Source organism: Marivivens niveibacter, assembly GCF_002150005.2.
In the GTDB taxonomy this organism is placed as follows: domain Bacteria; phylum Pseudomonadota; class Alphaproteobacteria; order Rhodobacterales; family Rhodobacteraceae; genus Marivivens; species Marivivens niveibacter.
The window spans coordinates 716,539-739,376 of the sequence record NZ_MSPP01000001.1 but is presented as its reverse complement, the minus strand read 5'-3'; the positions used below and the strand labels follow the sequence as shown (position 1 = coordinate 739,376).

At 54.7% G+C, this 22,838-nt stretch carries 28 protein-coding genes; 13 read left to right on the top strand and 15 right to left on the bottom strand.

Going from position 1 to position 22,838, the window contains the following annotated elements; all coding sequences use genetic code 11:
- Positions 1-85 precede the first annotated feature (85 nt).
- Complete coding sequence (locus tag BVC71_RS03630; RefSeq protein WP_086450244.1) at positions 86-961, top strand: hypothetical protein; 876 nt, start codon at positions 86-88, stop codon at positions 959-961.
- A gap of 27 nt (positions 962-988) precedes the next feature.
- On the opposite strand, the gene BVC71_RS03625 is transcribed toward BVC71_RS03630, so the two are convergent.
- Positions 989-1,240, bottom strand: coding sequence for a DUF2312 domain-containing protein (locus BVC71_RS03625; protein WP_086450243.1), 252 nt, complete (start codon positions 1,238-1,240; stop codon positions 989-991).
- Between the two features lie 107 nt (positions 1,241-1,347).
- Here BVC71_RS03625 and BVC71_RS03620 point away from each other — a divergent pair, with 107 nt between their 5' ends.
- The gene (locus tag BVC71_RS03620) at positions 1,348-1,563 is read left to right on the top strand and encodes a hypothetical protein (protein WP_086450242.1); all 216 of its coding nucleotides are present in this window, start codon (positions 1,348-1,350) and stop codon (positions 1,561-1,563) included.
- Here the strand turns inward: BVC71_RS03620 and BVC71_RS03615 are convergent.
- The 3 genes from BVC71_RS03615 to BVC71_RS03605 form a co-directional block, all read right to left on the bottom strand.
- Complete coding sequence (locus BVC71_RS03615; protein WP_165767717.1) at positions 1,560-2,894, bottom strand: enoyl-CoA hydratase-related protein; 1,335 nt, start codon at positions 2,892-2,894, stop codon at positions 1,560-1,562. The genes BVC71_RS03620 and BVC71_RS03615 overlap by 4 nt on opposite strands.
- 126 nt (positions 2,895-3,020) lie before the next feature.
- Entirely contained in the window at positions 3,021-3,233 is a 213-nt protein-coding gene (locus BVC71_RS03610; protein ID WP_086450240.1) for a hypothetical protein, read from the bottom strand.
- Positions 3,234-3,321: 88 nt separating this feature from the next.
- Positions 3,322-3,639 (bottom strand): ArsR/SmtB family transcription factor, encoded by a 318-nt coding sequence (locus BVC71_RS03605; RefSeq protein WP_086450669.1) that lies wholly within the window; start codon positions 3,637-3,639, stop codon positions 3,322-3,324.
- 215 nt (positions 3,640-3,854) lie between these two features.
- Between BVC71_RS03605 and BVC71_RS03600 the strand changes: the two genes are divergently transcribed.
- The 3 genes from BVC71_RS03600 to BVC71_RS03590 are packed head-to-tail and all read left to right on the top strand — an operon-like array spanning position 3,855 to position 5,164.
- The gene (locus tag BVC71_RS03600) at positions 3,855-4,298 is read left to right on the top strand and encodes a YeeE/YedE family protein (RefSeq protein ID WP_086450239.1); all 444 of its coding nucleotides are present in this window, start codon (positions 3,855-3,857) and stop codon (positions 4,296-4,298) included.
- A complete protein-coding gene (locus BVC71_RS03595) occupies positions 4,298-4,729 on the top strand; it encodes a DUF6691 family protein (protein WP_086450668.1) in 432 nt (143 codons plus the stop codon). Before BVC71_RS03600 ends, BVC71_RS03595 begins: the two co-directional genes overlap by 1 nt.
- Before the next feature lie 9 nt (positions 4,730-4,738).
- Positions 4,739-5,164, top strand: a complete 426-nt coding sequence (locus BVC71_RS03590) for a protein tyrosine phosphatase family protein (RefSeq protein WP_086450238.1) — start codon at positions 4,739-4,741, stop codon at positions 5,162-5,164.
- Here the strand turns inward: BVC71_RS03590 and BVC71_RS03585 are convergent.
- The 5 genes from BVC71_RS03585 to BVC71_RS03565 form a co-directional block, all read right to left on the bottom strand.
- Entirely contained in the window at positions 5,129-6,070 is a 942-nt protein-coding gene (locus BVC71_RS03585) for a FliM/FliN family flagellar motor C-terminal domain-containing protein (RefSeq protein WP_165767715.1), read from the bottom strand. The two genes, BVC71_RS03590 and BVC71_RS03585, sit on opposite strands and share 36 nt — an antisense overlap.
- 49 nt (positions 6,071-6,119) lie before the next feature.
- On the bottom strand, positions 6,120-8,789 hold the full coding sequence (locus tag BVC71_RS03580; protein ID WP_086450236.1) for a sensor histidine kinase: 2,670 nt from the start codon (positions 8,787-8,789) through the stop codon (positions 6,120-6,122).
- Positions 8,789-9,049: a hypothetical protein gene (locus tag BVC71_RS03575; protein ID WP_086450235.1), complete on the bottom strand. Its 261-nt coding sequence runs from the start codon at positions 9,047-9,049 to the stop codon at positions 8,789-8,791. The genes BVC71_RS03580 and BVC71_RS03575 overlap by 1 nt, the downstream gene beginning before the upstream one ends.
- Before the next feature lie 9 nt (positions 9,050-9,058).
- Complete coding sequence (locus BVC71_RS03570; protein WP_086450234.1) at positions 9,059-9,427, bottom strand: response regulator transcription factor; 369 nt, start codon at positions 9,425-9,427, stop codon at positions 9,059-9,061.
- 101 nt (positions 9,428-9,528) lie between these two features.
- On the bottom strand, positions 9,529-10,815 hold the full coding sequence (locus BVC71_RS03565) for a helix-turn-helix transcriptional regulator (RefSeq protein ID WP_086450233.1): 1,287 nt from the start codon (positions 10,813-10,815) through the stop codon (positions 9,529-9,531).
- Positions 10,816-11,038: 223 nt separating this feature from the next.
- Here BVC71_RS03565 and BVC71_RS03560 point away from each other — a divergent pair, with 223 nt between their 5' ends.
- From BVC71_RS03560 to aat, 8 genes are all read left to right on the top strand, one after another.
- Entirely contained in the window at positions 11,039-12,400 is a 1,362-nt protein-coding gene (locus BVC71_RS03560) for a substrate-binding protein (RefSeq protein ID WP_086450232.1), read from the top strand.
- Between the two features lie 106 nt (positions 12,401-12,506).
- Positions 12,507-13,538 carry a branched-chain amino acid ABC transporter permease gene (locus BVC71_RS03555; RefSeq protein WP_086450231.1) on the top strand — a complete coding sequence of 344 codons (1,032 nt, stop codon included), beginning with the start codon at positions 12,507-12,509 and terminating at the stop codon, positions 13,536-13,538.
- A gap of 2 nt (positions 13,539-13,540) precedes the next feature.
- Positions 13,541-14,737, top strand: a complete 1,197-nt coding sequence (locus BVC71_RS03550; protein WP_086450230.1) for a branched-chain amino acid ABC transporter permease — start codon at positions 13,541-13,543, stop codon at positions 14,735-14,737.
- A gap of 12 nt (positions 14,738-14,749) precedes the next feature.
- Positions 14,750-15,508 (top strand): ABC transporter ATP-binding protein, encoded by a 759-nt coding sequence (locus tag BVC71_RS03545; RefSeq protein ID WP_086450229.1) that lies wholly within the window; start codon positions 14,750-14,752, stop codon positions 15,506-15,508.
- An 11-nt stretch (positions 15,509-15,519) separates the two neighbouring features.
- Entirely contained in the window at positions 15,520-16,269 is a 750-nt protein-coding gene (locus tag BVC71_RS03540; protein ID WP_086450228.1) for an ABC transporter ATP-binding protein, read from the top strand.
- A 189-nt stretch (positions 16,270-16,458) separates the two neighbouring features.
- Positions 16,459-16,959 (top strand): acetyl-CoA carboxylase biotin carboxyl carrier protein, encoded by a 501-nt coding sequence (gene accB, locus BVC71_RS03535; protein ID WP_086450227.1) that lies wholly within the window; start codon positions 16,459-16,461, stop codon positions 16,957-16,959.
- 10 nt (positions 16,960-16,969) lie between these two features.
- Positions 16,970-18,319 carry an acetyl-CoA carboxylase biotin carboxylase subunit gene (gene accC / locus BVC71_RS03530; protein ID WP_086450226.1) on the top strand — a complete coding sequence of 450 codons (1,350 nt, stop codon included), beginning with the start codon at positions 16,970-16,972 and terminating at the stop codon, positions 18,317-18,319.
- 65 nt (positions 18,320-18,384) lie between these two features.
- Positions 18,385-19,035 carry a leucyl/phenylalanyl-tRNA--protein transferase gene (aat, locus tag BVC71_RS03525; RefSeq protein WP_086450225.1) on the top strand — a complete coding sequence of 217 codons (651 nt, stop codon included), beginning with the start codon at positions 18,385-18,387 and terminating at the stop codon, positions 19,033-19,035.
- On the opposite strand, the gene BVC71_RS03520 is transcribed toward aat, so the two are convergent.
- The 6 genes from BVC71_RS03520 to BVC71_RS03495 form a co-directional block, all read right to left on the bottom strand.
- Complete coding sequence (locus tag BVC71_RS03520; RefSeq protein ID WP_086450224.1) at positions 18,999-19,355, bottom strand: DUF2155 domain-containing protein; 357 nt, start codon at positions 19,353-19,355, stop codon at positions 18,999-19,001. The genes aat and BVC71_RS03520 overlap by 37 nt on opposite strands.
- Positions 19,352-19,798 (bottom strand): outer membrane lipid asymmetry maintenance protein MlaD, encoded by a 447-nt coding sequence (gene mlaD / locus BVC71_RS03515; protein WP_086450223.1) that lies wholly within the window; start codon positions 19,796-19,798, stop codon positions 19,352-19,354. Before mlaD ends, BVC71_RS03520 begins: the two co-directional genes overlap by 4 nt.
- Before the next feature lie 13 nt (positions 19,799-19,811).
- A complete protein-coding gene (locus BVC71_RS03510) occupies positions 19,812-20,195 on the bottom strand; it encodes an NADH:ubiquinone oxidoreductase subunit NDUFA12 (RefSeq protein WP_086450222.1) in 384 nt (127 codons plus the stop codon).
- An 82-nt stretch (positions 20,196-20,277) separates the two neighbouring features.
- On the bottom strand, positions 20,278-20,637 hold the full coding sequence (locus BVC71_RS03505; RefSeq protein WP_086450221.1) for a RidA family protein: 360 nt from the start codon (positions 20,635-20,637) through the stop codon (positions 20,278-20,280).
- Between the two features lie 100 nt (positions 20,638-20,737).
- Positions 20,738-22,006: an ATP-dependent Clp protease ATP-binding subunit ClpX gene (clpX, locus tag BVC71_RS03500; RefSeq protein ID WP_086450220.1), complete on the bottom strand. Its 1,269-nt coding sequence runs from the start codon at positions 22,004-22,006 to the stop codon at positions 20,738-20,740.
- A gap of 109 nt (positions 22,007-22,115) precedes the next feature.
- Positions 22,116-22,736, bottom strand: a complete 621-nt coding sequence (locus BVC71_RS03495; RefSeq protein ID WP_086450219.1) for an ATP-dependent Clp protease proteolytic subunit — start codon at positions 22,734-22,736, stop codon at positions 22,116-22,118.
- Positions 22,737-22,838: the final 102 nt, after the last annotated feature.

Here is a 22,838-nt window from a genome sequence, read left to right as displayed (position 1 = left end):
TCACCGCCTAGCCGAAACCGGTTTCCCTGTCCAGAAATCACCGTATATTAGACCCGCACAAAGAAGGCACAAAAGGAGCAGGCACTTGGAAATTGCGTTCCACATCGGCGCAAGTTGCACAGACGAAGAACGTCTACTGAAAAGCCTTTTGAAAAACGCGGATCGGTATGCCGAACATGGGATTGTTGTGCCGCGCCCCAATCGGTATCGCAGGCTGGTTCGGGAAACATTGAATAACCTCAATGGGATGCTGCCCGCTGCTGATACGCGGGATATTTTGATTGATGCCATTTTAGAGGATCAAGAAGGCAGCAGGTTGATCCTGTCGAACCCTGATTTCATCTGCGTTCCCAATCGGATCTTTGAAGGCGGTGAATTCTATTCACTGGCATCGGCCAAATGTGCGACCCTGCGCGACCTATTCCCGCATGACAAAATTTCGTTCTATCTGGGTATTCGCGACCCAGCGACGTTTATCCCTGCAACGCTGGCGAAATCCAAAACAGATGACGTAAATACGTTTCTGCGCGGCGCAGAATTGGACAGCATCCGTTGGTCCGACGTTATCCGCCGCATTCAGGAAAATGCGCCCGGCATTCCGATCACCGTTTGGTGCAACGAAGATACGCCCTTTATCTGGGCGCAATTGATCCGCGAAATATCGGGGGTCGATCCCACAACGCGCATCACGGGCGGTTTTGATCTACTACGCGAAATCATGTCGCCTGAAGGCATGCAGCGCTTTGTTGCGTATATCAAAGATCACCCACCGCAAACGGAAACGAAAAAACGCAAGATCATTTCAACGTTTCTGGAACGGTTCGCGATCGAAGAAGAAATTATCGAAGATATCGAAATTCCGGAATGGGATGAATTCGTCGTCGAATCCCTGACGGAAGCCTACGAGGCAGATATCGATGTTATCGCCACAATGGACGGGGTTCGTTTCATCGAACCATAAAAAAGGGGGCCGCGGCCCCCTGATTTTTTACGACATGCCCAAAGCGGCTTTGTACATATCCAAAATCGCCTCTTCTTCGGCGATATCATTGGCATCGCGTTTGCGCAGAGAAATCACTTTGCGCATGACTTTGGTGTCGTAACCGCGGCCTTTGGCTTCGGCCATCACTTCTTTGATGCCTTCAGCGATATCTTTCTTTTCAGCCTCTAGGCGTTCAACACGTTCGATGAACTGGCGCAACTCTTGGGATGCAACGCTTTCGGTAACGGAATCGGACATGGTGGCTCCTGCTCTTTTCGGGTTGCCGCAATCCCTAGCTGTTGCCCGCCCCCTTGCCAAGTCCCCGCCCCCACGTTAGGCGAACACCCGCAGCAAAGGAGAAACACATGGACCTTTTGATCTGGATCGGCGCCGCCGTCAGCGTCATCGGCATCTGCGGATTGCTATTTACCGTTGTTCTGGTGCGCAAAGCCCGCAAGGCCGCAACAGACGACGAAGATCTGCGCGCACGATTGGGCAAAATCATTCCGATCAATTTGGGCGCTTTGCTGTTTTCGATCTTGGGCCTGATGGCAGTGATCTTGGGCATCAGCTTGAGTTAACTGGCGCGTTTTAGAACCAGACCATCGAAACCCGAGGCGTATTTTACGGCTTCTTCCATCATCGGCGGCACGGCCCAAACGGGGCTGTGTTGTTGCCAGTCGCGCATTTGATTGCGCAGGTGCAACAAACCGCGCGTTTGTGCGACCTGTATTGGCCCGCCGAGCCAGCGACTGAACCCCAACCCGAATACGGCTACAGCATCCAATTCGGCAGCGCGGTTCACCAATCCGTCTTGAATGATGCGGCCACCCTCGGCCACCAAGGCCCCCAGAACCTGATCCGCGACAGCGCCATTTCCGGGGCCGCTTTCTCTATCAACGGGCGACGTTAACCCCAAAGATGCCATCGCATTCTGGATTGAAATTTCGGAAATACCGGCCTGCTGCATCGCGGTTTGCGCCGTTTCCAACGCGCGTTGCAACCGTTCGACGACCTTTTGCCCCGTTGGACCCAATATACGTTTGCGGGTTTCGGGATCGCGCGCGATCAGACTGTCGGACAATCTCCGCTCAACCGCGAACAAACGCCGTAGTGCCGCAGACTGTGGATCGGACATTACGTCTTCGGCGCGGCCCTGTTCAAATGACAGGCCAATATCAAACGGCATCATCGCCGCGGCCTCTAACGCGTCCAGAATGGCCTTTGGCGCGATCAGCGGGCTTGTGGCTGCTACAGCACGGCGGGTTTTGATTGATGCGAAATAGCTTCGCCCATCTGGTTTAACAGGTAAATCACTGGTGCGGCGCACCGGTTTGCCTGCCTCTGCGATCGCTTGGGCAAACCGAATGGTGCCAGCCTGAACATTTCCGTTGATCACACCATCGATCACCGACGCTTTTTTCGCGGCTTCGGCGCCAATTGGTTTGCCTTGGATCAGCATATCCATAGCGACCCCCAACCCCGCCAAACGCGGCAGACGTTGAGTGGCGCCGCCTGTGGGGATCATGCCCAACGTCACCTCTGGCATCGCCAGATGGGTATCGGGTGACGCAATGCGGTAATGGCAGGCCATAGCCAGTTCAAAACCACCGCTTAGAACTGACCCATGCAGACCCGCGACAACAGGAACGGAACAGTTTTCAATCTGTTCGCAAATTTCATTCAATGTCGGCGATTTGGAAACGTCAGATGTATCCCGCAGGTCAGCGCCAGCCGAAAACGTCACGCCTTCGCCAGTCAAAGAAACCGCGCGCACATCATCGCGGTTCGCGATCCGATGGAACACGTCTGACAATGCGTCGCGCACAGGATGGGTCAACGCGTTTACTGGGCCTGACTCCAAAGCGACGACAGCGATACCATCCGAAATACGGAATTTTACCAATTTCACCGAAATATCCCGCCTGCCCTAGAACACAATTTCGGCAATTGTGCCAAAGCGTTCAATCATATCAAGGGCACAACGTTAATTTTCGCTGAAATTGCCGCCATTTGGTTCAAAATTGGGCGCGCGAGGTCACACGGGCAGATTATCGAACTGCGCTTCGACGGCTTCGTCCAGCATCGAATTGTTCAATTCAACCAGACGATGCGGTATCGGCAGGCCGCTATCGCGCATGTTTGTCAAAACAGCATTTAGTGCAGGCTGGTGTTTGTAGCGGCCTGCCGAACTGTTTTGGATCTTGGAAAGGACTTCGTTCAGACGTGCTTCGAATGGGTTCTTCAGCATATTGACTCCTCCTTTAAGGAATTGGACTTCCCCAACGTCAACAAGTGTAAAACCAGCAAGGTCACAAAGCTATGACCTATGTCATGCCTCAAAGCGATTTGGGACAGAAAACTTCGTATAAGCGTTCTAAAATCGGCCCGATACGTTCGTCTGCAATGCGATAGTGGATTGTTCGACCATCGCGATCGCATGTTACCAAACCTTCAGACCGCATACGCGCCAATTGGCCCGATACATAAGATTGAGACGCACCCAGCATTTCCTCAAGATCGCTCACGCACCGTTCGCCCGGCAAAAGAGCACATAAAATGCGTAAACGCGCGGGGTTCGAAAGAACCTTTAGAACCTCTGCGGCTTCGTCGGCGGCTTGGTTCATTTCATCAGCAGTAAAAGCTAGGTCTGTCATCGCACCCTCATAACTCATACCCAAGATATATAATGGACTTGAAATATTTCAATATCCAAATATATATCAAGCCGAACGCGGGATTCACAGTGGTTATGAACACCCTGTCCGAACTCGTGGGTCCAGCCGTGTTAGAGCGTTTTGGGCATAAATTCAAATAACCAAACTGGGCAGAGCTGCAATTTCTGCCCAGAAACAAGCGAACGGAAAAGAAAATGCAGATTGATTGGCTTTTCGGATTGGCCGGTGGTGTGATCATCGGCCTTGCCGGCGCGGTTTACCTGTTGGTGAACGGTCGGATCATGGGGGCATCGGGAATCATAGGCGGGCTGGTTGACGGCAGCGCAGGATCCCAAGCCAAAGAGCGTATTTGGTTCCTCGTCGGTTTGTTCGGCGTGCCGACTGTTTTGGCATTGTTGTTAGGTGACATCCGCGGCGATGGTCCGGCGGAAACCTATGCAACGTCAAACCTGGCGGCTGTGATTATTGCAGGCCTATTGGTTGGCGTTGGCACGCGCATGGCGAACGGCTGTACATCTGGCCACGGCGTCTGTGGTATCTCGCGGCTTAGCCTGCGCGGCATCGCCGCAACTGTTTTCTACATCATGGCAGGCGGCTTTGGTGTGGTTATCTTTAAACACCTGCTGGGATGGGTCTAATGCGTAATCTTTTTGCTCTTATCTCTGGTGGACTGTTCGGCACCGGCCTGTTCATTTCTGGCATGACTGACACCCGCAAGGTGCAGGGATGGCTGGATGTATTCGGCGAATGGGACCCAACGCTTGCTTTTGTTATGGGCGGAGCGATCATCCCGATGTTCATCGCGTGGAGTTTGACCAATAACCGCACCCCTGCGCTGGGCGGTATGTTCCCGCCTAAACCTGATCCTGTGATCGGTCGCAATCTGATCATCGGCTCGACCCTGTTTGGTCTGGGTTGGGGCCTGGTTGGCCTGTGCCCCGGTCCGGCGATCGCATCGCTATCTTTTGGCGGCCTGCAAGGCGCGACCTTTGTTCTGGCAATGGGCGTTGGGATGTACATTTCACCAATGGTCAAAGCCCGTCTAGACGCGGCCGCTGCAGCGGTTTAAAGATTCGACATGGATATTCGACCGATTACTGACAGCTACGCTGTATCGCCGCAGATCGCCCCCGAGGACATGGCCGCAATCAAAGCGGCCGGTTACGTGGCGATCATCAACAACCGCCCAGACGCAGAGATCCCGCCAGAATGGCAGGCCGACGCGATGGAAGCCGCCGCGAAAGAAGCCGGATTGGCGTTCACCGTCAATCCTGTCACCCACGCAGGGCTGAACATGGATATGGTTGAAACCCAAATCGCGGCGTTGAAATCGGCGGGTGGTCCAGTATTGGCCTATTGCGCATCGGGCACACGGTCCTCGATCGTCTGGTCGCTAGGCATGGCCAAAGAAATGTCGGTCGAAGAGATCATGACCGCCACTGGCAACGCAGGATACGATCTGTCGGGCCTAGCCCCCCAGATCACCGCAATCGCTGGCAGCTAAAATCGGCGTTTTGACCGATTTAGAAACAGGAATTCCGCCGTCGGTCATTTCCGGCGGCGTTTTTGCATCCAGACGCACAGCCCTTTGGCCGGACATCTGTCCCAATCGGGCAATGCCGACGCAGGACCGATCAGGCCCCAGCAATTCGACATGATTGATGGCCGCGCCGTTCAACATAACCAATTGCCCCACATCGAACTCCTCAACCTCGGAAATAGGCAACTTCATCCGATGCAACACGGCATCCAGACAGGTTGGCGCATCCAATACTGCCGTGGATAAAGTTACCTTAGCGGGCGGTGTTTCAGGTTTTTCAGGCTTTGGTTTGATCGCAGGGGGGAATGCCAACATGACACGTCCAATCCGATCATGGCCCAAATCGAATGTCGCGGTGATCACGTCATAGTCTGCATCGGCCAATAACATCGTCAACGACCGCGCCGCACGAATGATCGCACCAGTTTTTGCGCCCTTAGCCCCCTGCAATGCGCTGACATCACTGGCCTCTGCTTCCAACTCTGCAAGGGCTTGGGTCACGAATGGCGCGACCAAGGCCCAATCCACAGGTGTTGATGCACGCAGCGGCGATACACGTGGCTGTACCGCACCGCAGGTTTGCAATTCTACCAGCGCGTTGCGCAGTTCCGCGCATAACATCACTGCGCCCACTGTTTTACCTCCGCGATCTATTGAAGCGATCAGGCAGGTTTCATCAACTAAACAATGCAGATCATCCAATGCGACTTTGGTCAGGGCAATCCCGACCGCCTGATCGGTCAAAGGGCCACATCCGTCAGCCGCCCGTTCAAATGCAACCCGTAACAGTCTGTCGGGCCCGGGCGCAGGCTCTGGCGGAATGGGATTGCGCAGCATTTGCGATAAAATGGAGGGATCGGATTCGTGCATCACCATGACCTTTCATCATGGAAATACCTGCACGACCTTTAGCAAATCGTTAATCGGACCAAACCGGCAGAACAATTCTGAATGCTGCGCCACCCTGCCCGGGCAGATAGGAAATTTCCCCGCCCAATCGCTGCATCACCTCGCGGCAAATCGCGAGCCCAAGCCCCGCCCCCCCCGCAGTCACAGAGTCAGCAAGACGCGAGAATTTTTCAAAAATAACCTGTTGGTTTTCTTCGGAAATCCCTGTGCCGTTATCGACAAAATCCACAACCCAGCGGCCTGACACCTGATGCGGAACAATCCTTAGTTCTGGACGGGGCGCGTCGCAATATTTCGCGGCGTTTACAATCAGGTTAATAAACACCTGACTTAACCGATCTAAATCCGTTTCAAGCTCAATAGGAACATCCGTTCGCAAATAACGAATGCGCATTGTGTCTGTCGCAATATTGCTAGCGGCAATGGCCCGTTCGATCAGATCGCCCAGATCACCACGACTGATATTCAAAGTGACCTGACCATTTTCCAACACACTTAGATCCAGCAAATCATCCAACAGACGGGTTAGGCGCTTGGCCTCTTCATGGATGATGCCAGAATATTTTCCGATCTGGTCGTCGGACATGCCGCCCTCGCCCAAAATTTCGGAAAACGCACGGATAGAGGTCATCGGCGTCCGCAATTCGTGACTGATTTGCGAAAGGAACGCGTCCTTTTGAATCGACAGCTTGGTCAGTTTTTCGTTGGCCAAACGCAGCTGCCGCGCTGTGCGTTCCTGTTCGGCCGATTTCGCCTCTAGTCGGTTGGAATATTCCATGATCTGCGCGGCTTCGTCCGCAACGGCGATCAGATCCTCAACCGACACGGATGCGCCTTGGATGAATTGGCCGACCATCGCATGGGCCGTTGCAGCGCCGACAGAGCCCGCAAGTTCGCGTTCCAGACGCTGGACGAAATCGGGCGTGACCTCGGGTAAATACCCTGCCTTGCCTTGTAGCTGCGCTTCGGCCTGAAACAGGGCTTGGGCGTCGCTGGGACCCAAAATTCGCTGCGCCATAACCAACAGATCTTCGGCTTCGGCAGAGGATGTTGTCCACGCCCGCGCACCGTCTGAATGGTCATATATATTGACGAACTGCGCCCCTTGCAGCCGTTCCAAAGGCAATGGAAACGTCATAACCGAGGCAAAAAAGAACGCGGATGTGTTCAGCAGCATGGACCACATCACAGCGTGAACTTGGGCATCCAATCCTTCGATCCCGAACAATGCCTGTGGGCGCAAAAGGCCGATACCAAATGGGCCATTTTCGATGACCGACTGCGAAATGATCGCATCCCCAAAGGATGGCAAAAACAGCGTCCACGCCCAGACGATAAATCCGACCGACACGCCTGCCGCCGCGCCCCAGCGCGTTGCGCCGCGCCAGAATATCCCACCGATCAGCGCAGGCAGCACCTGAACTGCACCCGTGAATGATATCAACCCGATAGAGGCCAGAGCCGCACCACCGCCCGACAGGCGGTAATAGATATATCCAAGCAGCAAAACGCCCGCGATCGACAAACGACGCGCCCCGATGACCAGCTGCCGCACGTCCCCCGACACCACGGCGCCTGCACCTTTGGACGACAACCAAATGGGCGTGACGATGTGGTTGGAAATCATGGTCGCCAGCGCAATGGTGGCCACGATCACCATAGATGTTGCCGATGAAAAGCCGCCCAAAAAGCTAAGGATCGCCAGACCTGTGCGGCCTTCGGCCAATGGAATGGTCAGAACGTACAAGTCGGGGTTTGATCCCGTTGGCAAAACATTCAGGCCGACAACCGCGATGGGAACCACGAACAGGCTCATGACCATCAGATACAAAGGAAACGCCCAGCTGGCGGTGATCAGGTTCGTTTCATCCGCGTTTTCAACAACAAGCACCTGAAACATCCGCGGCAGCGTTAAAAATGCAGCCCCAGATAGAAACGTCAGCCCCAGCCAGCGGTCCGCGCGTTGTTCCCACGCCGCCAAAGGAGAGGCGTCAATCAACCGCAAGGTTTCCCCAACGCCGCCCGCGATCCCCCAAATAACGAACACACCCACCGCAACAAGTGCAAAGAGTTTGACCACTGCTTCGACCGCGATGGCCAAAACGATACCATGATGGCGTTCATTCGCATCCAGATTGCGGGTGCCGAATACGATTGTGAACAGGGCCAAACCCGACGCGACCCACAGCGCGGAACGTGTCAAATCCTCGGTCACCCAAACGGCGCCAGATGCGTTGGCAAACACCGCGAACGACAGAGTCACCGACTGCAATTGCAGCGCCAGATATGGGGTCGCCGTCACAACCATGACCAATGTCACCAAAACGCCCAACGCGGTCGATTTGCCGAACCGCGACGAAATCAGATCGGCAATCGACGTAATGCGTTGGCTGCGTCCGATGCGGACCAACTTGCGCAGCACCCACCACCAGCCGATCATCACCACAGTCGGGCCCAGATAGATCGTCAGATATTCCAGACCAGACCGCGCTGCATAGCCCACCGCGCCGTAAAACGTCCAAGCGGTGCAGTAAATGGATAATGACAGCGTGTAGATCATCGGCGACCGCAGCCATTTCACATGGCCCCGATCCGCGCTGCGTTCAGCAGCAAAGGCAACGGCGAATAGAAAAACAACATAGGCTAACGCGACGCCAACAACGACGTTGAACGACAGCATTACCGCATATCCTCGGACTGTTTTGCACCGATCAGATACAGCAAACCTGCTGTAACAACGATCAATAACGCCCAGACAACAAAGATAAAAATTACTGCGCGGCTGGTTCCATAGACGCCGACATCCCCGCGCGGCCACAACAGCGGAATGTTGAACAGTAACAGCGCAAAGATTGGCAGCACGCGCGCCACATCCCGCATCCGTCGCTTGCGGTAACCAGACCGTTCTAGAAACGTCAATTTTCCCGAAGGCAGCGCCATAGGCCGCCCCTAGGCCTGAACCAACGACCGAACAGATTCCAACACTTCGGCATTGGAAAATGGTTTGGTCATGAATTGCGACACGCCCAGTCGCTCTGCCATTTCGCGGTCACGGGTTTGCCCCCGCGCCGTTAGCATCAATACTGGCAGATGCGCGGTTTCAGGCGTATCACGCAGGTCGCGCAAAATGTCAAAACCGCTTTTGCCCGGCAACATGACATCCAAAATCACCAGATCGGGCGGTGTTGCTTTGATTTTTTCGTTGGCCGTTGTGCCATCGGAATGAGTGTGCACCGTCCATCCGTCTCTGGACAGAATGAAACTGATTGCTTCGATGATATTGGGTTCGTCTTCGATCACCAATACGCGTTTGGCCATGCGTCAGTCCCTCCCAAGACGTCAGCTATTGTTTTTATTGCTGTGACTATTGCGGGAATGGACCGCGCTGTCAAAAAATTCCGCGCCTAAAGTCACATAGGTCACACCGCGTCATCATTCAGGATCGACGGTTCGCGACGGGACCGACAACCAGAACGAGAACAGATGCGACAAGAGGTGCCAACAGGGTCCGCAGGACTGCCCGATGCCGTAATCGGACGCACCAACATGACGGCCTGCATGGTCGGCGCTGTATCAAAGCTGAAGGCACCTGCGGGGGTCGCGATCGCATAACAGCGGAACCGGCCCCCACCTTCGATGGGCAACTGCACGTCGCGACGGATTGGCTGCATTGGCTGGCTCAGCGCAGAAAACAGCGGCCATAACGGGCATGATGCTGCAGACCGTGGCAAACTGAACCCTGGGATTGATCGCTGCAACGTGATCGCGCCTGCTGCATCACACATCGCCAATCCGAATGCAGGATGCCCCAATGTTTCGGGCAAAGTCGCCAAACGCCGCATTGCCGCCGCCAATGACACACCAAAACGCGCCGCTAAAAGCGCGGGATCATGCCCCAATTCAGTCGCTGCCTGCGAAAACACGACCAAAGGCATGTCGCGCACATCTTGGGAATAGGTCGCACGGTATTCGGCCAAAATACTGGCTGCTGCCTTGGATCGCAGGGTCGGCGCGTGGTGTGCCGCTCCGCCCTCTTCTAGGTAAGGTAGATGGAACCCTTGGGCATCCAGATAGGCCTCGACCTCTTCATGGGGGGACAGCGCTGCGGCGCCTTCGTCGCTAGGCGTGTCTAGGTAAGACACCAGCGCGCGCGACGATTCAGCAAGCTTGAGGCTGTCCTCATATATATTGCGGTGAAACCTTTCTTCCCAATCGCGGTCGATATCATTGTCCGTCACAAGGATAGACGCGGTCGACCGGATGGCGGTCACTGCCGTGATGACTTCGTGCAGGGACGTTGCCAGCTGCGGGTCATGGGCCAATCGGTCGGTCAACACTTTTACACGTGCTTCGAGGTCAGTGATGCGTTTGGCCTGACGCGTGACCAAGCCGGACCAGCCTGGAAAACGTCCTGCAAAATCTTCGGTTCGGGACAGTTCCGCCCCTGCCCCACGGTCTTGCGCAGCGGCGCTGCGTAACTGATCCAATAGCGCGACCTCGGCCCCTTCGGTCAACGCCGCAAGGTCAACCTGCAAGGCGCGCGCAAGGTCATTCAACAACTTTCCGCCGATTCTGCGCCGGTTATGTTCAATCAAGTTTAGATAGGAGGCGGAAATACCAACGGCCTGCGCAAGATCAGTTTGCCGCATTTCCAAATCAATACGCCGTTCGCGAATCCGGCTTCCGGTTAACTGACGCTGTGGCATCCAATTCCTTTAACGTTTTCAGTGCCTTTCCGCAGGTGCGAGAAAAACAATTTACAATGCATACCACGGTATTGTGACAAAATTTACAAAAAAGTCATTATATCCAAACGGTTTGTTGCGAGATTTTCCAAAAGCCACCGATACTGGACTGGCGTGTAAAGCGCATTCGCCGTTGGGAAGAGGAGCCCGGCTGCGATTTTTCAAAATCAGGGAGGATATATACATGTCCAAAAACTTCACACGTCGTGGTGTGCTGAAAACCGGTGCCGTTGCTGGCGCTGGTCTGACACTGCCAACCTATCTGCGTGCCGCTGGCCACGAAGGTTTCACCAATGCGCCAACCGGCAGCACCGTGACCTTGGGCTTTAACGTACCGCAAACTGGCCCATACGCTGATGAAGGCGCAGACGAACTGCGCGCCTATGAACTGGCTGTTGAACACCTGAACGGCGAAGGCGACGGCGGTATGCTGCAGACCTTCTCGTCCAAGGCGTTGGACGGCACCGGTATTCTGGGCAAAAAAGTCGAATACGTAACGGGTGATACCCAGACCAAATCGGACGCAGCGCGCGCATCGGCAAAGTCGATGATCGAAAAAGACGGCGCAATCATGATCACCGGCGGTTCGTCCTCGGGTGTGGCTGTGGCTGTTCAGGCACTGTGTCAAGAAGCCGGCGTTATGTTCATGGCGGGTCTGACCCACTCGAACGACACCACCGGTAAAGACCGCCGTGCAAACGGTTTCCGCCACTTCTTTAACTCCTACATGTCGGGTGCTGCACTTGCTCCGATCCTTGTTGATCAGTACGGCGCCGACCGTAAGGCATACCACCTGACCGCTGACTACAACTGGGGTTACACCACAGAAGAAGCGGTTCGTTCCTCGACCGAAGCTCTGGGCTGGGAAACTGTTGCAACCGTTAAAACACCACTGACCCAGACCGATTTCTCGAGCTACATCGCTCCTGTTATCTCGTCGGGTGCTGACGTTCTGGTTCTGAACCACTACGGCGGTAACATGGTGAACTCGCTGACCAGCGCTGTTCAGTTCGGTCTGCGCGCACAAGAAGTCGCCGGTAAGAAGTTCGAAATCGTTGTTCCACTGTACTCGGAGCTGATGGCTCGCGGTGCGGGCGAAAACATCGCTGGCATCTTGGGTTCGCAGAACTGGGACTGGAAAATCGAAAACCAGCTGGGTTCGCGCTACTCGGGCACCAACGCTTTCGTCAAATCGTTCGGCGAAAAGTACGGTTTCCCACCAAGCCAGGCTGCACACACCTGCTATGTTCAGACCCTGCTGTACGCAGATGCTGTTCAGCGCGCAGGATCGTTCGCACCATGCGCAGTTGTCGAAGCTCTGGAAGGTTTCGAATTCGACGGCATGGGCAACGGCCCAACCCTGTACCGTGCAGAAGACCACCAGTGCTTCAAGGACGTTCTGGTTGTGCGTGGTAAAGAGAACCCAGAGAACGAATTCGATCTCGTGGAAATCGTCGAAGTCACGCCAGTTGATCAGGTCACCTATGCATCCGATCACCCGCAGTTCGCGGGCGGCGCATTGGGCACCTGTAACAACGGCGCCTAATCGACCTATCGAAAGGCAGGCAGCACAACCGCTGCCTGCCAATCAACAAATCCCCTACGGCACAAACTGGGCTGCATGATGCAATCCGACCCTCAGAGGTGGGACAATGGACGCTATTATTCTTCAAATTCTAAACGGGCTTGATAAAGGCTCGGCCTATGCGCTGATTGCGCTGGGGCTTACACTCATCTTCGGCACACTGGGCGTTGTGAACTTTGCGCATGGGGCGCTGTTCATGATCGGCGCGTTCTGCGCGGTCACGCTTAGCCGTATCCTGTCTGCCAGCCACGAAGTGCTGGTCGAAGGCAAAACCGACTTTTTGGGCAATCCACTCAAGGAAGACGTGCCCTATGTCTATGATTGGTTCGGCGAATCCGCCGGCGCTGCGATCATCGACTGGTCCGTTCCGCTGTCGATCCTGTTTGCGATCCCTGTGATGATCCTTGTTGGCGTCATCATGGAGCGCGGTCTGATCAAACATTTCTACAAACGCCCACACGCTGACCAAATCCTTGTGACTTTTGGTCTGGCGATCGTGCTGCAAGAGGTCATCAAGTACTATTTTGGCGCAAACCCGATCCCAACTGCCGCCCCCGAGGCGTTCAAAGGATCGTTTGATTTTGGCGCTATGATCGGTCTGGACCCTAACACCATCATCTATCCTTACTGGCGCCTGATCTACTTCTGCTTTGCTGCAATCGTTATTGGCTGTGTCTTTGCATTCCTGCAATTCACCACCTTTGGCATGGTTGTACGCGCTGGTATGGCTGACCGTGAAACTGTAGGTCTGCTGGGTATCGATATCGATAAACGTTTCACCATCATGTTCGGCATCGCGGCTGCAGTCGCTGGTCTGGCTGGCGTTATGTACGTGCCGATTAACCCGCCGAACTACCACATGGGCATGGATTTCCTTGTTCTGTCGTTCGTTGTGGTTGTTGTCGGCGGCATGGGCAGTCTGGGCGGCGCCGTTCTGGCAGGGTTCCTGCTGGGCATTCTGGAAAGCTTTGCCTCGATGCGTGAAGTCATCGACCTCATCCCAGGTATCAACCAGGTCATCATCTATCTGGTCGCCATCATCGTTCTGCTTACGCGTCCACGTGGCCTGATGGGTCGCAAAGGCGTGATGGAGGAATAATTATGCTGGGTCTAAACAAACAAGACACCACTATTTTGCTGGTTGTTGCGGCGCTAACTATTTTCGCGCCCTTCATCCTGAACCCGTTCCCCGTCGACTCTGCCATGGCGCAGTTCAACGCGGGCTACCCTGACCTGATGCAACGCTTTGTTATCTTTGGCATCTTTGCCATCGGGTTTAACATTCTGTTCGGCCTGACAGGCTACCTATCGTTCGGTCACGCCGCATTCTTGGGCATTGGGTCCTATTCGGCGGTTTGGATGTTCAAACTGCTGAGCATGAACGTCATCCCTGCGATCATTCTGGCGGTTATCATGTCGGGCCTGTTCGCTGTGGTCATTGGTTATGTGTCGCTGCGCCGTTCGGGCATCTACTTTTCGATCCTGACGCTTGCGTTTGCGATGATGATGTTCGCACTGGCCTATTCGGTTCTGACACCGATCACGGGCGGTGAAACGGGCCTACAGCTGGCGCTGGACGATCCACGCATCTTGGGTATTTCCGCAACGCCCGAAGGCAATATTCCGACCCCATCGCTGTTTGGCGTCGAAATGCGTGCATCCACCACGGTGCCTGTGGGCGCATGGGAATTTACCTTTAACTTTGGGTACTATTTCTGCGCTCTTATCATGCTGGTCGCATTCTATCTGTCCGTCCGCATTTTCCGGTCGCCGTTCGGCCTGACCCTGCGTGCGATCAAATCGAACCAGCAGCGTCTGAACTACACTGGTGTGAACCCAAAACCATACACGCTGGCAGCTTTTGTCATCTCTGGCATGTATGCCGGTTTGGCTGGCGCACTGATGGCATCGATGGACCCTCTGGCTGGTGCGGAACGCATGTTCTGGACACAATCGGGCGAAGTCGTTCTGATGACCATTCTGGGCGGTGTCGGCACCCTGTTCGGCCCTGTTCTGGGCGCTGGTATGATCAAATACATGGAAAACATCATCTCCAAGATCAACAGCGACATCCTGCACAGCTGGTTCGCGTTCCTGCCTGACGGCCTAGAGGATCTGATCGTTGCGATCATCTACCCGTTCATCGGTAAAGGCTGGCACCTCACCTTGGGTCTGATCTTTATGCTTGTTGTTATCTTCTTGCCTGGTGGCCTGGTCGAAGGCGGTCAACGCGTTCGCTCCTGGATGAAAAACCGCGGCAAATCCAAAGAAGAAACATCGCAGACGCCTGCGGAATAAGGAGACACCAAAATGGGTATTCTAGAAGTCAAAGGCGTCAACAAACGCTTTGGTGGTTTGCAAGCGCTGGGTGATGTGAACCTAAGCATCAAAGAAAACACCGTTCACGCAATTATCGGCCCGAATGGGGCCGGTAAATCCACCCTGCTGAACTGTCTGGTGGGCAAACTGATCCCGGATTCGGGTTCGGTTATGTTCGACGGGCAATCGGTGCTGGGGCGTAAACCGCATGAAATCAACCAGATGGGCATTTCCCGCGTGTTCCAAACACCGGAAATCTTTACCGATCTGTCGGTGATCGAAAACGTGATGATCCCCTGCTTTGCCAAACGTGACGGCGCATTCCGCCTGCACGCAGTCGAAGCCGTGGCTAGCGAAAAAGACATCGTCGAACAGGCCGAACAAATGCTGGCTGACGTGAACATGCTGGACAAACGCAACATGCATGCAGGGTCCATGTCGCGCGGTGACAAACGTCGTTTGGAAATGGCGATGTGTCTGGTGCAGAACCCGAAACTGTTGCTGCTGGACGAACCAACCGCAGGTATGGCGCGCGCTGACACCAACAACACCATCGATCTGCTAAAAGAGATCAAGGAAAAGCGCGACATCACCATGGCGATCATCGAACACGACATGCACGTTGTGTTTTCCTTGGCCGAACGCATCACCGTTCTGGCCCAAGGCACGCCGCTGGTCGAAGAAACGCCAGAAAACATCAAAGGCCACCCCAAAGTACGCGAAGCGTATCTGGGTGAGGCGCAGGTCTAAGGGGGCTGATTATGAACAAACCGTTCGACAAAAATGTGAACAACGCCGCCACCCATCCCAAATACCTCAGCGTTTGGGACATTCAGGCCTATTATGGCGAAAGCTATATCGTGCAGGGCGTCAGCTTTGACATCCACGAAGGCGAAATTCTGGCGTTGCTGGGCCGTAACGGCGCGGGCAAAACATCTACCTTGCGAGCCTTGGCGCGCATGGATGATCCTGAACTGAAACATGGTGAAATTTGGCTGGACCACCAGCCATTGCACAACATGAAATCGCATCAGGCCGCCGCCGCTGGTATCGCGCTGGTCCCCGAAGACCGCCGCATCATCCCCGGCCTCACGGTCGAAGAAAACCTGAAACTGGCCCAAATCGCCCCGCCAATCGGTTGGTCGCTGGACCGCATCTATGAACTGTTCCCGCGCCTAAAAGAACGCCGCACCCAAGAAGGCGTAACCCTTTCGGGCGGCGAACAGCAGATGTTGGCCATCGCACGGGCTCTGGCCCGCGACATCAAAGTGCTTTTGCTGGACGAACCATACGAAGGTCTGGCACCGGTGATCGTTCAGGAAATCGCGAAAACGCTGAACATCATCCGAGATCAGGGCATCACGACCATTATCGTGGAACAAAACGCTGTTGCGGCGCTGACTTTGGCGGATCGCGCGGTGATTTTGGACACGGGCACCGTGGTGTTCGACGGCTCTGCCAAAGAGGTGCTAGAGGACGAAGCCCTGCGCGCCAAATACCTGGCGATCTGATCTTTCACGCAGATACATTCATGTGAAACATTCTTACTGGCCCGTGCAGTGCATGGGCCAGTTCGCGTTTATTCCCCCTAATTTGATATGGGATATGCTTTGCAGCCCCCGTTCCTTGGCGTATAAGCCCGTATCAACCGCAAAACGTCTTGCGGACGCAACGTAATGGCAAAAAGGCCGAGGACACTTATGAGCAAAGAACGCAGCCACGACGGCGATGTGAGCTTTATCCGCGCACTGGCGGAACTACTGCGCGAAAACGAACTGACCGAACTAGAGGTTGTTCGCGATTACGGTGAAAACGACAGCCTGAACGTCCGCGTCAGCCGTCAGCAGAACGTTGTACAAACCGTTGCTGCCGCCCCTGCCCCAGCCGCCGCAGCTCCTGCTGCCGCCGCGCCAGCCGCTGCTGCCCCTGCACCTGCCGCTGCATCGAACGACGATCCAGCATCGCACCCGGGCGCCGTGACTTCGCCAATGGTCGGCACCGCGTATCTGTCGCCAGAACCAGGCGCAGCTGCATTCATTTCGGTTGGTCAGTCCATCAAAGAAGGCGACACCCTGCTGATCGTCGAAGCGATGAAAACCATGAACCAGATCCCGTCGCCAAAATCGGGCACCGTGAAACGCATTCTGGTCGAAGACGGATCGCCTGTCGAATTCGGCGCGCCTCTGGTTATCATCGAATAAGGCCTGTCCAATGTTCGATAAAATCCTCATTGCGAACCGCGGCGAAATCGCCCTTCGGGTCGTGCGCGCCTGCCGCGAAATGGGTATCAAATCGGTAGCGGTCCATTCGACCGCTGACGCCGACGCGATGCACGTCCGCATGGCGGACGAAGCGATCTGTATCGGCCCGCCTTCGTCCGCGTCATCCTACCTGAACTTTCCTGCGATCATTTCGGCCTGCGAAATCACCGGCGCCCAAGCGATCCACCCGGGCTATGGTTTCCTGTCTGAAAACGCGGCCTTTGTTCAGGTGGTCGAAGATCACGACCTGACCTTTATCGGTCCGTCGGCTGCGCACATCCGTATGATGGGCGACAAAATCACCGCAAAAGAAACCGCAAAAGAGCTGGGTATCCCAGTTGTGCCCGGTTCTGACGGCGGTGTGCCTGATCTGGAAACCGCGAAAAAAGTTGCGGCAGACATGGGTTACCCCGTCATCATCAAAGCGACCGCCGGCGGCGGTGGCCGCGGGATGAAGGTTGCCCTATCGGAAAAAGAAATCGAAACCGCGTTCCGCACCGCCCGTTCCGAAGCAAAAGCGGCCTTCGGTAACGACGAAGTCTACATGGAGAAATACCTCCAGAAGCCACGCCACATCGAAATTCAGGTGTTCGGCGATGGTCAGGGCAACGGCGTGCACTTGGGCGAACGCGATTGTTCGCTGCAGCGTCGCCACCAAAAGGTATTCGAAGAGGCCCCAGGCCCCTGCATCACCGAAGAAGAGCGCAAGCGCATCGGTGACATCTGTGCCAACGCGATTGCCAAAATGGGCTATTCCGGCGCAGGCACCATCGAATTCCTGTACGAAGACGGCGAGTTCTATTTCATCGAAATGAACACCCGTTTGCAGGTGGAACACCCAGTGACCGAAGGCATCTTTGGTGTCGATCTGGTGCGCGAACAGATCAATGTTGCCGCTGGTAACAAACTGTCGTTCACCCAAGACGACCTGAAAATCAACGGTCACGCGATTGAGGTTCGTATCAACGCGGAACGTCTGCCGAATTTCACCCCATGTCCGGGTAAGATTTCGCAGTACCACGCTCCGGGTGGTTTGGGCGTTCGTATGGATTCGGCGCTGTATCAGGGCTATTCCATCCCGCCCTACTACGACAGCTTGATCGGCAAACTGATCGTTCACGGCGCAGACCGCACCGAAGCGCTGGCGCGTTTGAACCGCGCCTTGGGCGAATTGATCATCGATGGCGTCGAAACCACTGTGCCGCTGTTCCACGCACTGCTGGCTGAACCAGACATCCAAACAGGGAATTACAACATTCACTGGCTGGAAAAATGGCTGGCTGCCAACATCGAAAACTAATCAGACCGCGCCCCAAATTGGGGCGCGCTCTTTTTTTGCGGAACGTTTGGGCGTAAAGTTCAAACATGCGCGACACGCCCCCTGCCTTGACCCCAGAATTATTGATCAACGCCTACGCGGCGGGGGTATTTCCGATGTCGGAATCCCGCGATGATCCTGAAATTTTCTGGGTCGATCCCAAACTGCGTGGCATTATCCCATTAGACCAATTCCACATCTCGCGATCATTGGCCAAAGCGATGCGGAAATCCGAATGGCGCATCAGTTATGACACCGCATTTCGGGACGTGATGGCAGGCTGTGCAGACCGCGAAGAAACGTGGATCAGCGATACGATTTTTGACCTATATAGCCAATTGTTTGATCTAGGCGTCGCCCATAGTGTCGAAGTGTGGGAAAGCGAAACGCTCGTTGGTGGCAGTTATGGTATCGCATTAGGCAGCGCGTTTTTCGGTGAAAGCATGTTTTCACGCCGAACAAATGCATCGAAAATGGCGCTGGCTTGGCTGACCGATCATTTGCGGGAATGCGGCTATACCCTGTTTGACACGCAATTCCTGACACCGCATTTGGCGTCATTGGGTGGCATTGAAATTCCTCGCGTCGACTATCGCGCGCAATTATTCAAAGCCCTGCAAAAACCGGCTGATTTTTATTCTGTGGAAACGGTCGCGTCCGCTCAGGACGTGATACAGCGGACAACCCAAACGTCGTAACGGGGGTGTTCCATCGCGCTTAGCGCAGGCGCAGAGGCGATCATCCAACCATCAAATACGGGGTCTGCTTGGTTGTTATAGTAGGCTGTCAGTTCTGCAAAAGCATCACCCGACGGGTTATCCACGGGATAGCGGCATTCATTCAGAACGACCTGCAAATGGCCAACTGTCGCACGATCCCCTACCGATAGGTTCAGCGTGGTCACTTGACCTGAGATTTTGTCCAACAAACGCAGATCAGCGCCATTCGCATTGGCCGCATCCTGTGCAAACGCAGGGGTTGCCAACATAGCAGCTACAAAAGCAATAGCGCGGATCATTCGTCGCCTCCGCCCGATACAAATTTTAGTAGCAAATTCATAAGGCTTACCGAACCTTGGGTATCCAAAATCTCGGCCCCAGCCGCGTAGTTATCGAACGATGCACCCGGTAGAATTTCGACGAAATTACCACCTAACAAACCTTCGGACGCAATGATCGCGGTGCTATCATCAGGCACAGGCACACCGTACTGTAGAGATAATACGGTCGTGGCACGGAATAATTCGGTATCTAGCGCGATGTCTGTTACGCGGCCAACCTTGACGCCAACCATGCGAACGTCAGTGCCGACACTGACGCCTTCGATCGAACGGAACGACGCGGTAAGTTCGTAACTACCCGATCCGCCCAGATCCGCGAATTGCGATGAATACGCCAAAAAACCACCGGCGACGGCCAATACAGCCGCCCCAACTATGGTTTCTGTTACGGAAGTTGCCATTCAGGCGGTATCCTTATTCGGGCTGCCAAGCCTCGTAATCCGAACGTTCCACCGTGTCATTGCGGCGGATCGAACCGGAAGGCGCATAAGCAAAGGCAGTACCGGTCAGGTTTTCCTGATGCGGCTTTTCCCATGCTTTATGTGCCAAAGGTTTTTCAGATGGGGTTTCATCCCACGTGCGATGCAACCATCCGTGCCATTCAGGCGCGATGCGCGATGCTTCGATTTCACCGTTAAAGATGACCCAGCGGCGGGAATCGTCACGAGTTTTGTAGAACACATTGCCCTGCTCGTCCTCGCCCACTTTGACGCCTTTGCGCCAAGTAAACAGTTGGGTGCCAATGGTTTGACCGTCCCACCAAGTCAGAACACGTTTAATGAAGTTCAGTAGGCCCATGGACCGCTCCCTTAATTCGTCAGTCACGTTATGTCCCAACGGGCACCAAAGGTCCAGTGCCCGCAAGGGTATAGCGCAGAAATTAGCCTGCCAGCGCAGTTACTTCGATCTCGATCCGGTATTTCGGGTCGATCAGGTTCGCCTCGATCATGGTCGCGGCAGGTGGGTTCGCACCGAATGCTTCGCGCAGGGTTGGCCAGCAAGGTTCAAACTCTGCCGCATCAGGCAGGTAGTAGGTCACACGCACTGTTTTGGACAGGTCGCTGCCTGCCTCTTTCAATGCGTTAGAAATGGTGGCCAGCGCGGCTTTGCACTGTTCAACAACATCGTCGCCTTGACCTACGGTGCCTGCAACATGGACGAAGCCGCCCGCAACAACAGCGCGGCAATAGGCCATTTTTTCTTCGAACGGGCTGCCGGTGAATACACGTTTCATAGTCATCTGAGACTCCCCTAAATTTGCAATGGCTTTGCCGTAAACAGCCGCCACAGTCCAGAGGGATTATGCGCATAAAAAAACCGCCCAGAAGGGCGGTTTTGAATTAGCTTGCCGATGCTTTGTCTTCTTTGGCGTCTTCGCCAAAGATCATCAACGGTTTGGCGTCCGGTCCGACAGCCTCTTCGTTGACGACAACCTCGGTCACAGTGTCCATGCCTGGTAGGTCGAACATGGTATCCAGCAAGATATCTTCCATGATGGACCGCAGACCACGTGCACCGGTTTTGCGTTCGATCGCGCGGTTTGCGATCGCCTGCAGCGCGTCATCGGTAAAGGTCAGCTGCACGCCTTCGATTTCGAACAGCTTTTGATACTGCTTGACCAGCGCGTTCTTCGGTGCGGTAAGAATTGTAATCAACGCGTCCGCATCCAAATCGGTCAGTGTCGCGATCACAGGCAGACGACCGACAAATTCAGGGATCAGACCGAATTTCAACAGATCTTCTGGCTCCAAATCCTTAAACACTTCACCAACGCCGCGGCTGTCCTCTTCGCGAACGTCAGCACCAAAGCCCATCGACGTGCCCTTGCCGCGCTGCGCGATGATCTTATCCAGACCAGCGAATGCACCACCACAGATGAACAGAATGTTCGTTGTATCCACCTGCAGGAATTCCTGCTGAGGATGCTTGCGACCGCCCTGTGGTGGAACCGATGCAACGGTGCCTTCCATAATCTTCAATAGCGCCTGCTGCACGCCTTCGCCAGATACGTCGCGCGTGATCGACGGGTTGTCCGACTTGCGCGTAATCTTATCGACCTCATCGATATAGACGATCCCGCGCTGCGCACGTTCAACGTTGTATTCCGACGCCTGAAGCAGCTTCAAAATGATATTTTCAACGTCTTCACCCACATAACCGGCTTCGGTCAGGGTGGTTGCATCAGCCATAGTGAATGGCACATCCAAGATGCGCGCCAACGTCTGTGCCAGCAGTGTTTTACCACAACCGGTCGGGCCAATCAGCATGATGTTGGATTTCGCCAGCTCGATATCGCCGGATTTCGACGAATGATGCAGGCGTTTATAGTGGTTATGTACAGCAACCGCCAAAACCCGTTTCGCATGGGCCTGACCGATGACGTAATCATCCAGAACCTTACAAATATCGGTTGGAGTTGGTACACCTTCTGTGGACTTCAATCCCGAAGATTTCGTTTCTTCGCGGATGATATCCATGCACAGTTCGACGCATTCATCACAGATAAACACCGTCGGGCCCGCGATAAGCTTGCGCACCTCGTGCTGGCTTTTGCCGCAGAAGCTGCAGTAAAGAGTGTTTTTGCTATCGCTGCCAGTCGTATTCGCCATATTGGTCCCTCGGGCGGTAAATCGTAACATCGTCGGGTGCCCCGTCTGGATAGACTAAGACAGCCCGACCCGCTCCACAATGTCAAAAAACCGAAAACGGTTTCACAGCTTATTCAGCTGCGTCGCCACGGCTTTCTAGAATTTCATCGATGTGACCCCAGTCTTTCGCTTCCTGAGGAGACATAAAGTTATCGCGTTCCAGCGCGCTTTCAACAACGTCCAGCGGCTGACCGGTGTGTTTCACATACAGACCGTATAGCTGTTCGCGGATTTTCTGGGTTTCGCGCGCATGGATCATGATGTCGGTCGCTTGCCCCTGATAGCCACCCGATGGCTGGTGCACCATGATACGTGCGTTTGGCAGCGCAAAACGCATACCCTTTTCACCTGCCATGGACAGAACCGATCCCATCGATGCCGCTTGACCAACAACCAAGGTCGACACTTTCGGACGAATGTACTGCATCGTGTCGTAGATCGACAAACCAGCCGTCACAACGCCGCCAGGGCTGTTGATGTACATGCTGATCTCTTTTTTCGGGTTTTCCGATTCTAGGAACAACAGCTGCGCCACGATCAATTGCGCCATCCCGTCATGAACTGGACCGTTCACGAAAATGATACGTTCCTTCAGCAGGCGCGAAAAAATGTCATAGGCACGTTCGCCGCGGGCCGTCTGTTCGACAACCATAGGAACCAGGTTGGCATATGTTTCGATCGGGTCTTGCATTCTTACTGCCTCAAAGTTGGTGACACGTAGTTAATCTATAATCGGTAATTCTCTACAGAGTCTTAGTGGCCATATACGGGGGCTTCAAGACCGCCCGCGTCA

Bases quoted from the DNA above. Each gene is read 5' to 3' on its own strand.
- BVC71_RS03560 (WP_086450232.1), top strand. From the start codon at position 11,039: ATGTCCAAAAACTTCACACGTCGTGGTGTGCTGAAAACCGGTGCCGTT.
- BVC71_RS03570 (WP_086450234.1), bottom strand. From the start codon at position 9,427: ATGGCCAAACGCGTATTGGTGATCGAAGACGAACCCAATATCATCGAA.
- BVC71_RS03540 (WP_086450228.1), top strand. From the start codon at position 15,520: ATGAACAAACCGTTCGACAAAAATGTGAACAACGCCGCCACCCATCCC.
- BVC71_RS03600 (WP_086450239.1), top strand. From the start codon at position 3,855: ATGCAGATTGATTGGCTTTTCGGATTGGCCGGTGGTGTGATCATCGGC.
- BVC71_RS03625 (WP_086450243.1), bottom strand. From the start codon at position 1,240: ATGTCCGATTCCGTTACCGAAAGCGTTGCATCCCAAGAGTTGCGCCAG.
- clpX (WP_086450220.1), bottom strand. From the start codon at position 22,006: ATGGCGAATACGACTGGCAGCGATAGCAAAAACACTCTTTACTGCAGC.
- BVC71_RS03595 (WP_086450668.1), top strand. From the start codon at position 4,298: ATGCGTAATCTTTTTGCTCTTATCTCTGGTGGACTGTTCGGCACCGGC.
- BVC71_RS03605 (WP_086450669.1), bottom strand. From the start codon at position 3,639: ATGACAGACCTAGCTTTTACTGCTGATGAAATGAACCAAGCCGCCGAC.
- BVC71_RS03575 (WP_086450235.1), bottom strand. From the start codon at position 9,049: ATGGCGCTGCCTTCGGGAAAATTGACGTTTCTAGAACGGTCTGGTTAC.
- BVC71_RS03590 (WP_086450238.1), top strand. From the start codon at position 4,739: ATGGATATTCGACCGATTACTGACAGCTACGCTGTATCGCCGCAGATC.
- BVC71_RS03545 (WP_086450229.1), top strand. From the start codon at position 14,750: ATGGGTATTCTAGAAGTCAAAGGCGTCAACAAACGCTTTGGTGGTTTG.
- BVC71_RS03505 (WP_086450221.1), bottom strand. From the start codon at position 20,637: ATGACTATGAAACGTGTATTCACCGGCAGCCCGTTCGAAGAAAAAATG.
- mlaD (WP_086450223.1), bottom strand. From the start codon at position 19,798: ATGGCAACTTCCGTAACAGAAACCATAGTTGGGGCGGCTGTATTGGCC.
- BVC71_RS03510 (WP_086450222.1), bottom strand. From the start codon at position 20,195: ATGGGCCTACTGAACTTCATTAAACGTGTTCTGACTTGGTGGGACGGT.
- accB (WP_086450227.1), top strand. From the start codon at position 16,459: ATGAGCAAAGAACGCAGCCACGACGGCGATGTGAGCTTTATCCGCGCA.
- BVC71_RS03555 (WP_086450231.1), top strand. From the start codon at position 12,507: ATGGACGCTATTATTCTTCAAATTCTAAACGGGCTTGATAAAGGCTCG.
- BVC71_RS03610 (WP_086450240.1), bottom strand. From the start codon at position 3,233: ATGCTGAAGAACCCATTCGAAGCACGTCTGAACGAAGTCCTTTCCAAG.
- BVC71_RS03495 (WP_086450219.1), bottom strand. From the start codon at position 22,736: ATGCAAGACCCGATCGAAACATATGCCAACCTGGTTCCTATGGTTGTC.
- BVC71_RS03565 (WP_086450233.1), bottom strand. From the start codon at position 10,815: ATGCCACAGCGTCAGTTAACCGGAAGCCGGATTCGCGAACGGCGTATT.
- BVC71_RS03620 (WP_086450242.1), top strand. From the start codon at position 1,348: ATGGACCTTTTGATCTGGATCGGCGCCGCCGTCAGCGTCATCGGCATC.
- aat (WP_086450225.1), top strand. From the start codon at position 18,385: ATGCGCGACACGCCCCCTGCCTTGACCCCAGAATTATTGATCAACGCC.
- BVC71_RS03520 (WP_086450224.1), bottom strand. From the start codon at position 19,355: ATGATCCGCGCTATTGCTTTTGTAGCTGCTATGTTGGCAACCCCTGCG.
- BVC71_RS03550 (WP_086450230.1), top strand. From the start codon at position 13,541: ATGCTGGGTCTAAACAAACAAGACACCACTATTTTGCTGGTTGTTGCG.
- accC (WP_086450226.1), top strand. From the start codon at position 16,970: ATGTTCGATAAAATCCTCATTGCGAACCGCGGCGAAATCGCCCTTCGG.
- BVC71_RS03585 (WP_165767715.1), bottom strand. From the start codon at position 6,070: ATGCACGAATCCGATCCCTCCATTTTATCGCAAATGCTGCGCAATCCC.
- BVC71_RS03580 (WP_086450236.1), bottom strand. From the start codon at position 8,789: ATGCTGTCGTTCAACGTCGTTGTTGGCGTCGCGTTAGCCTATGTTGTT.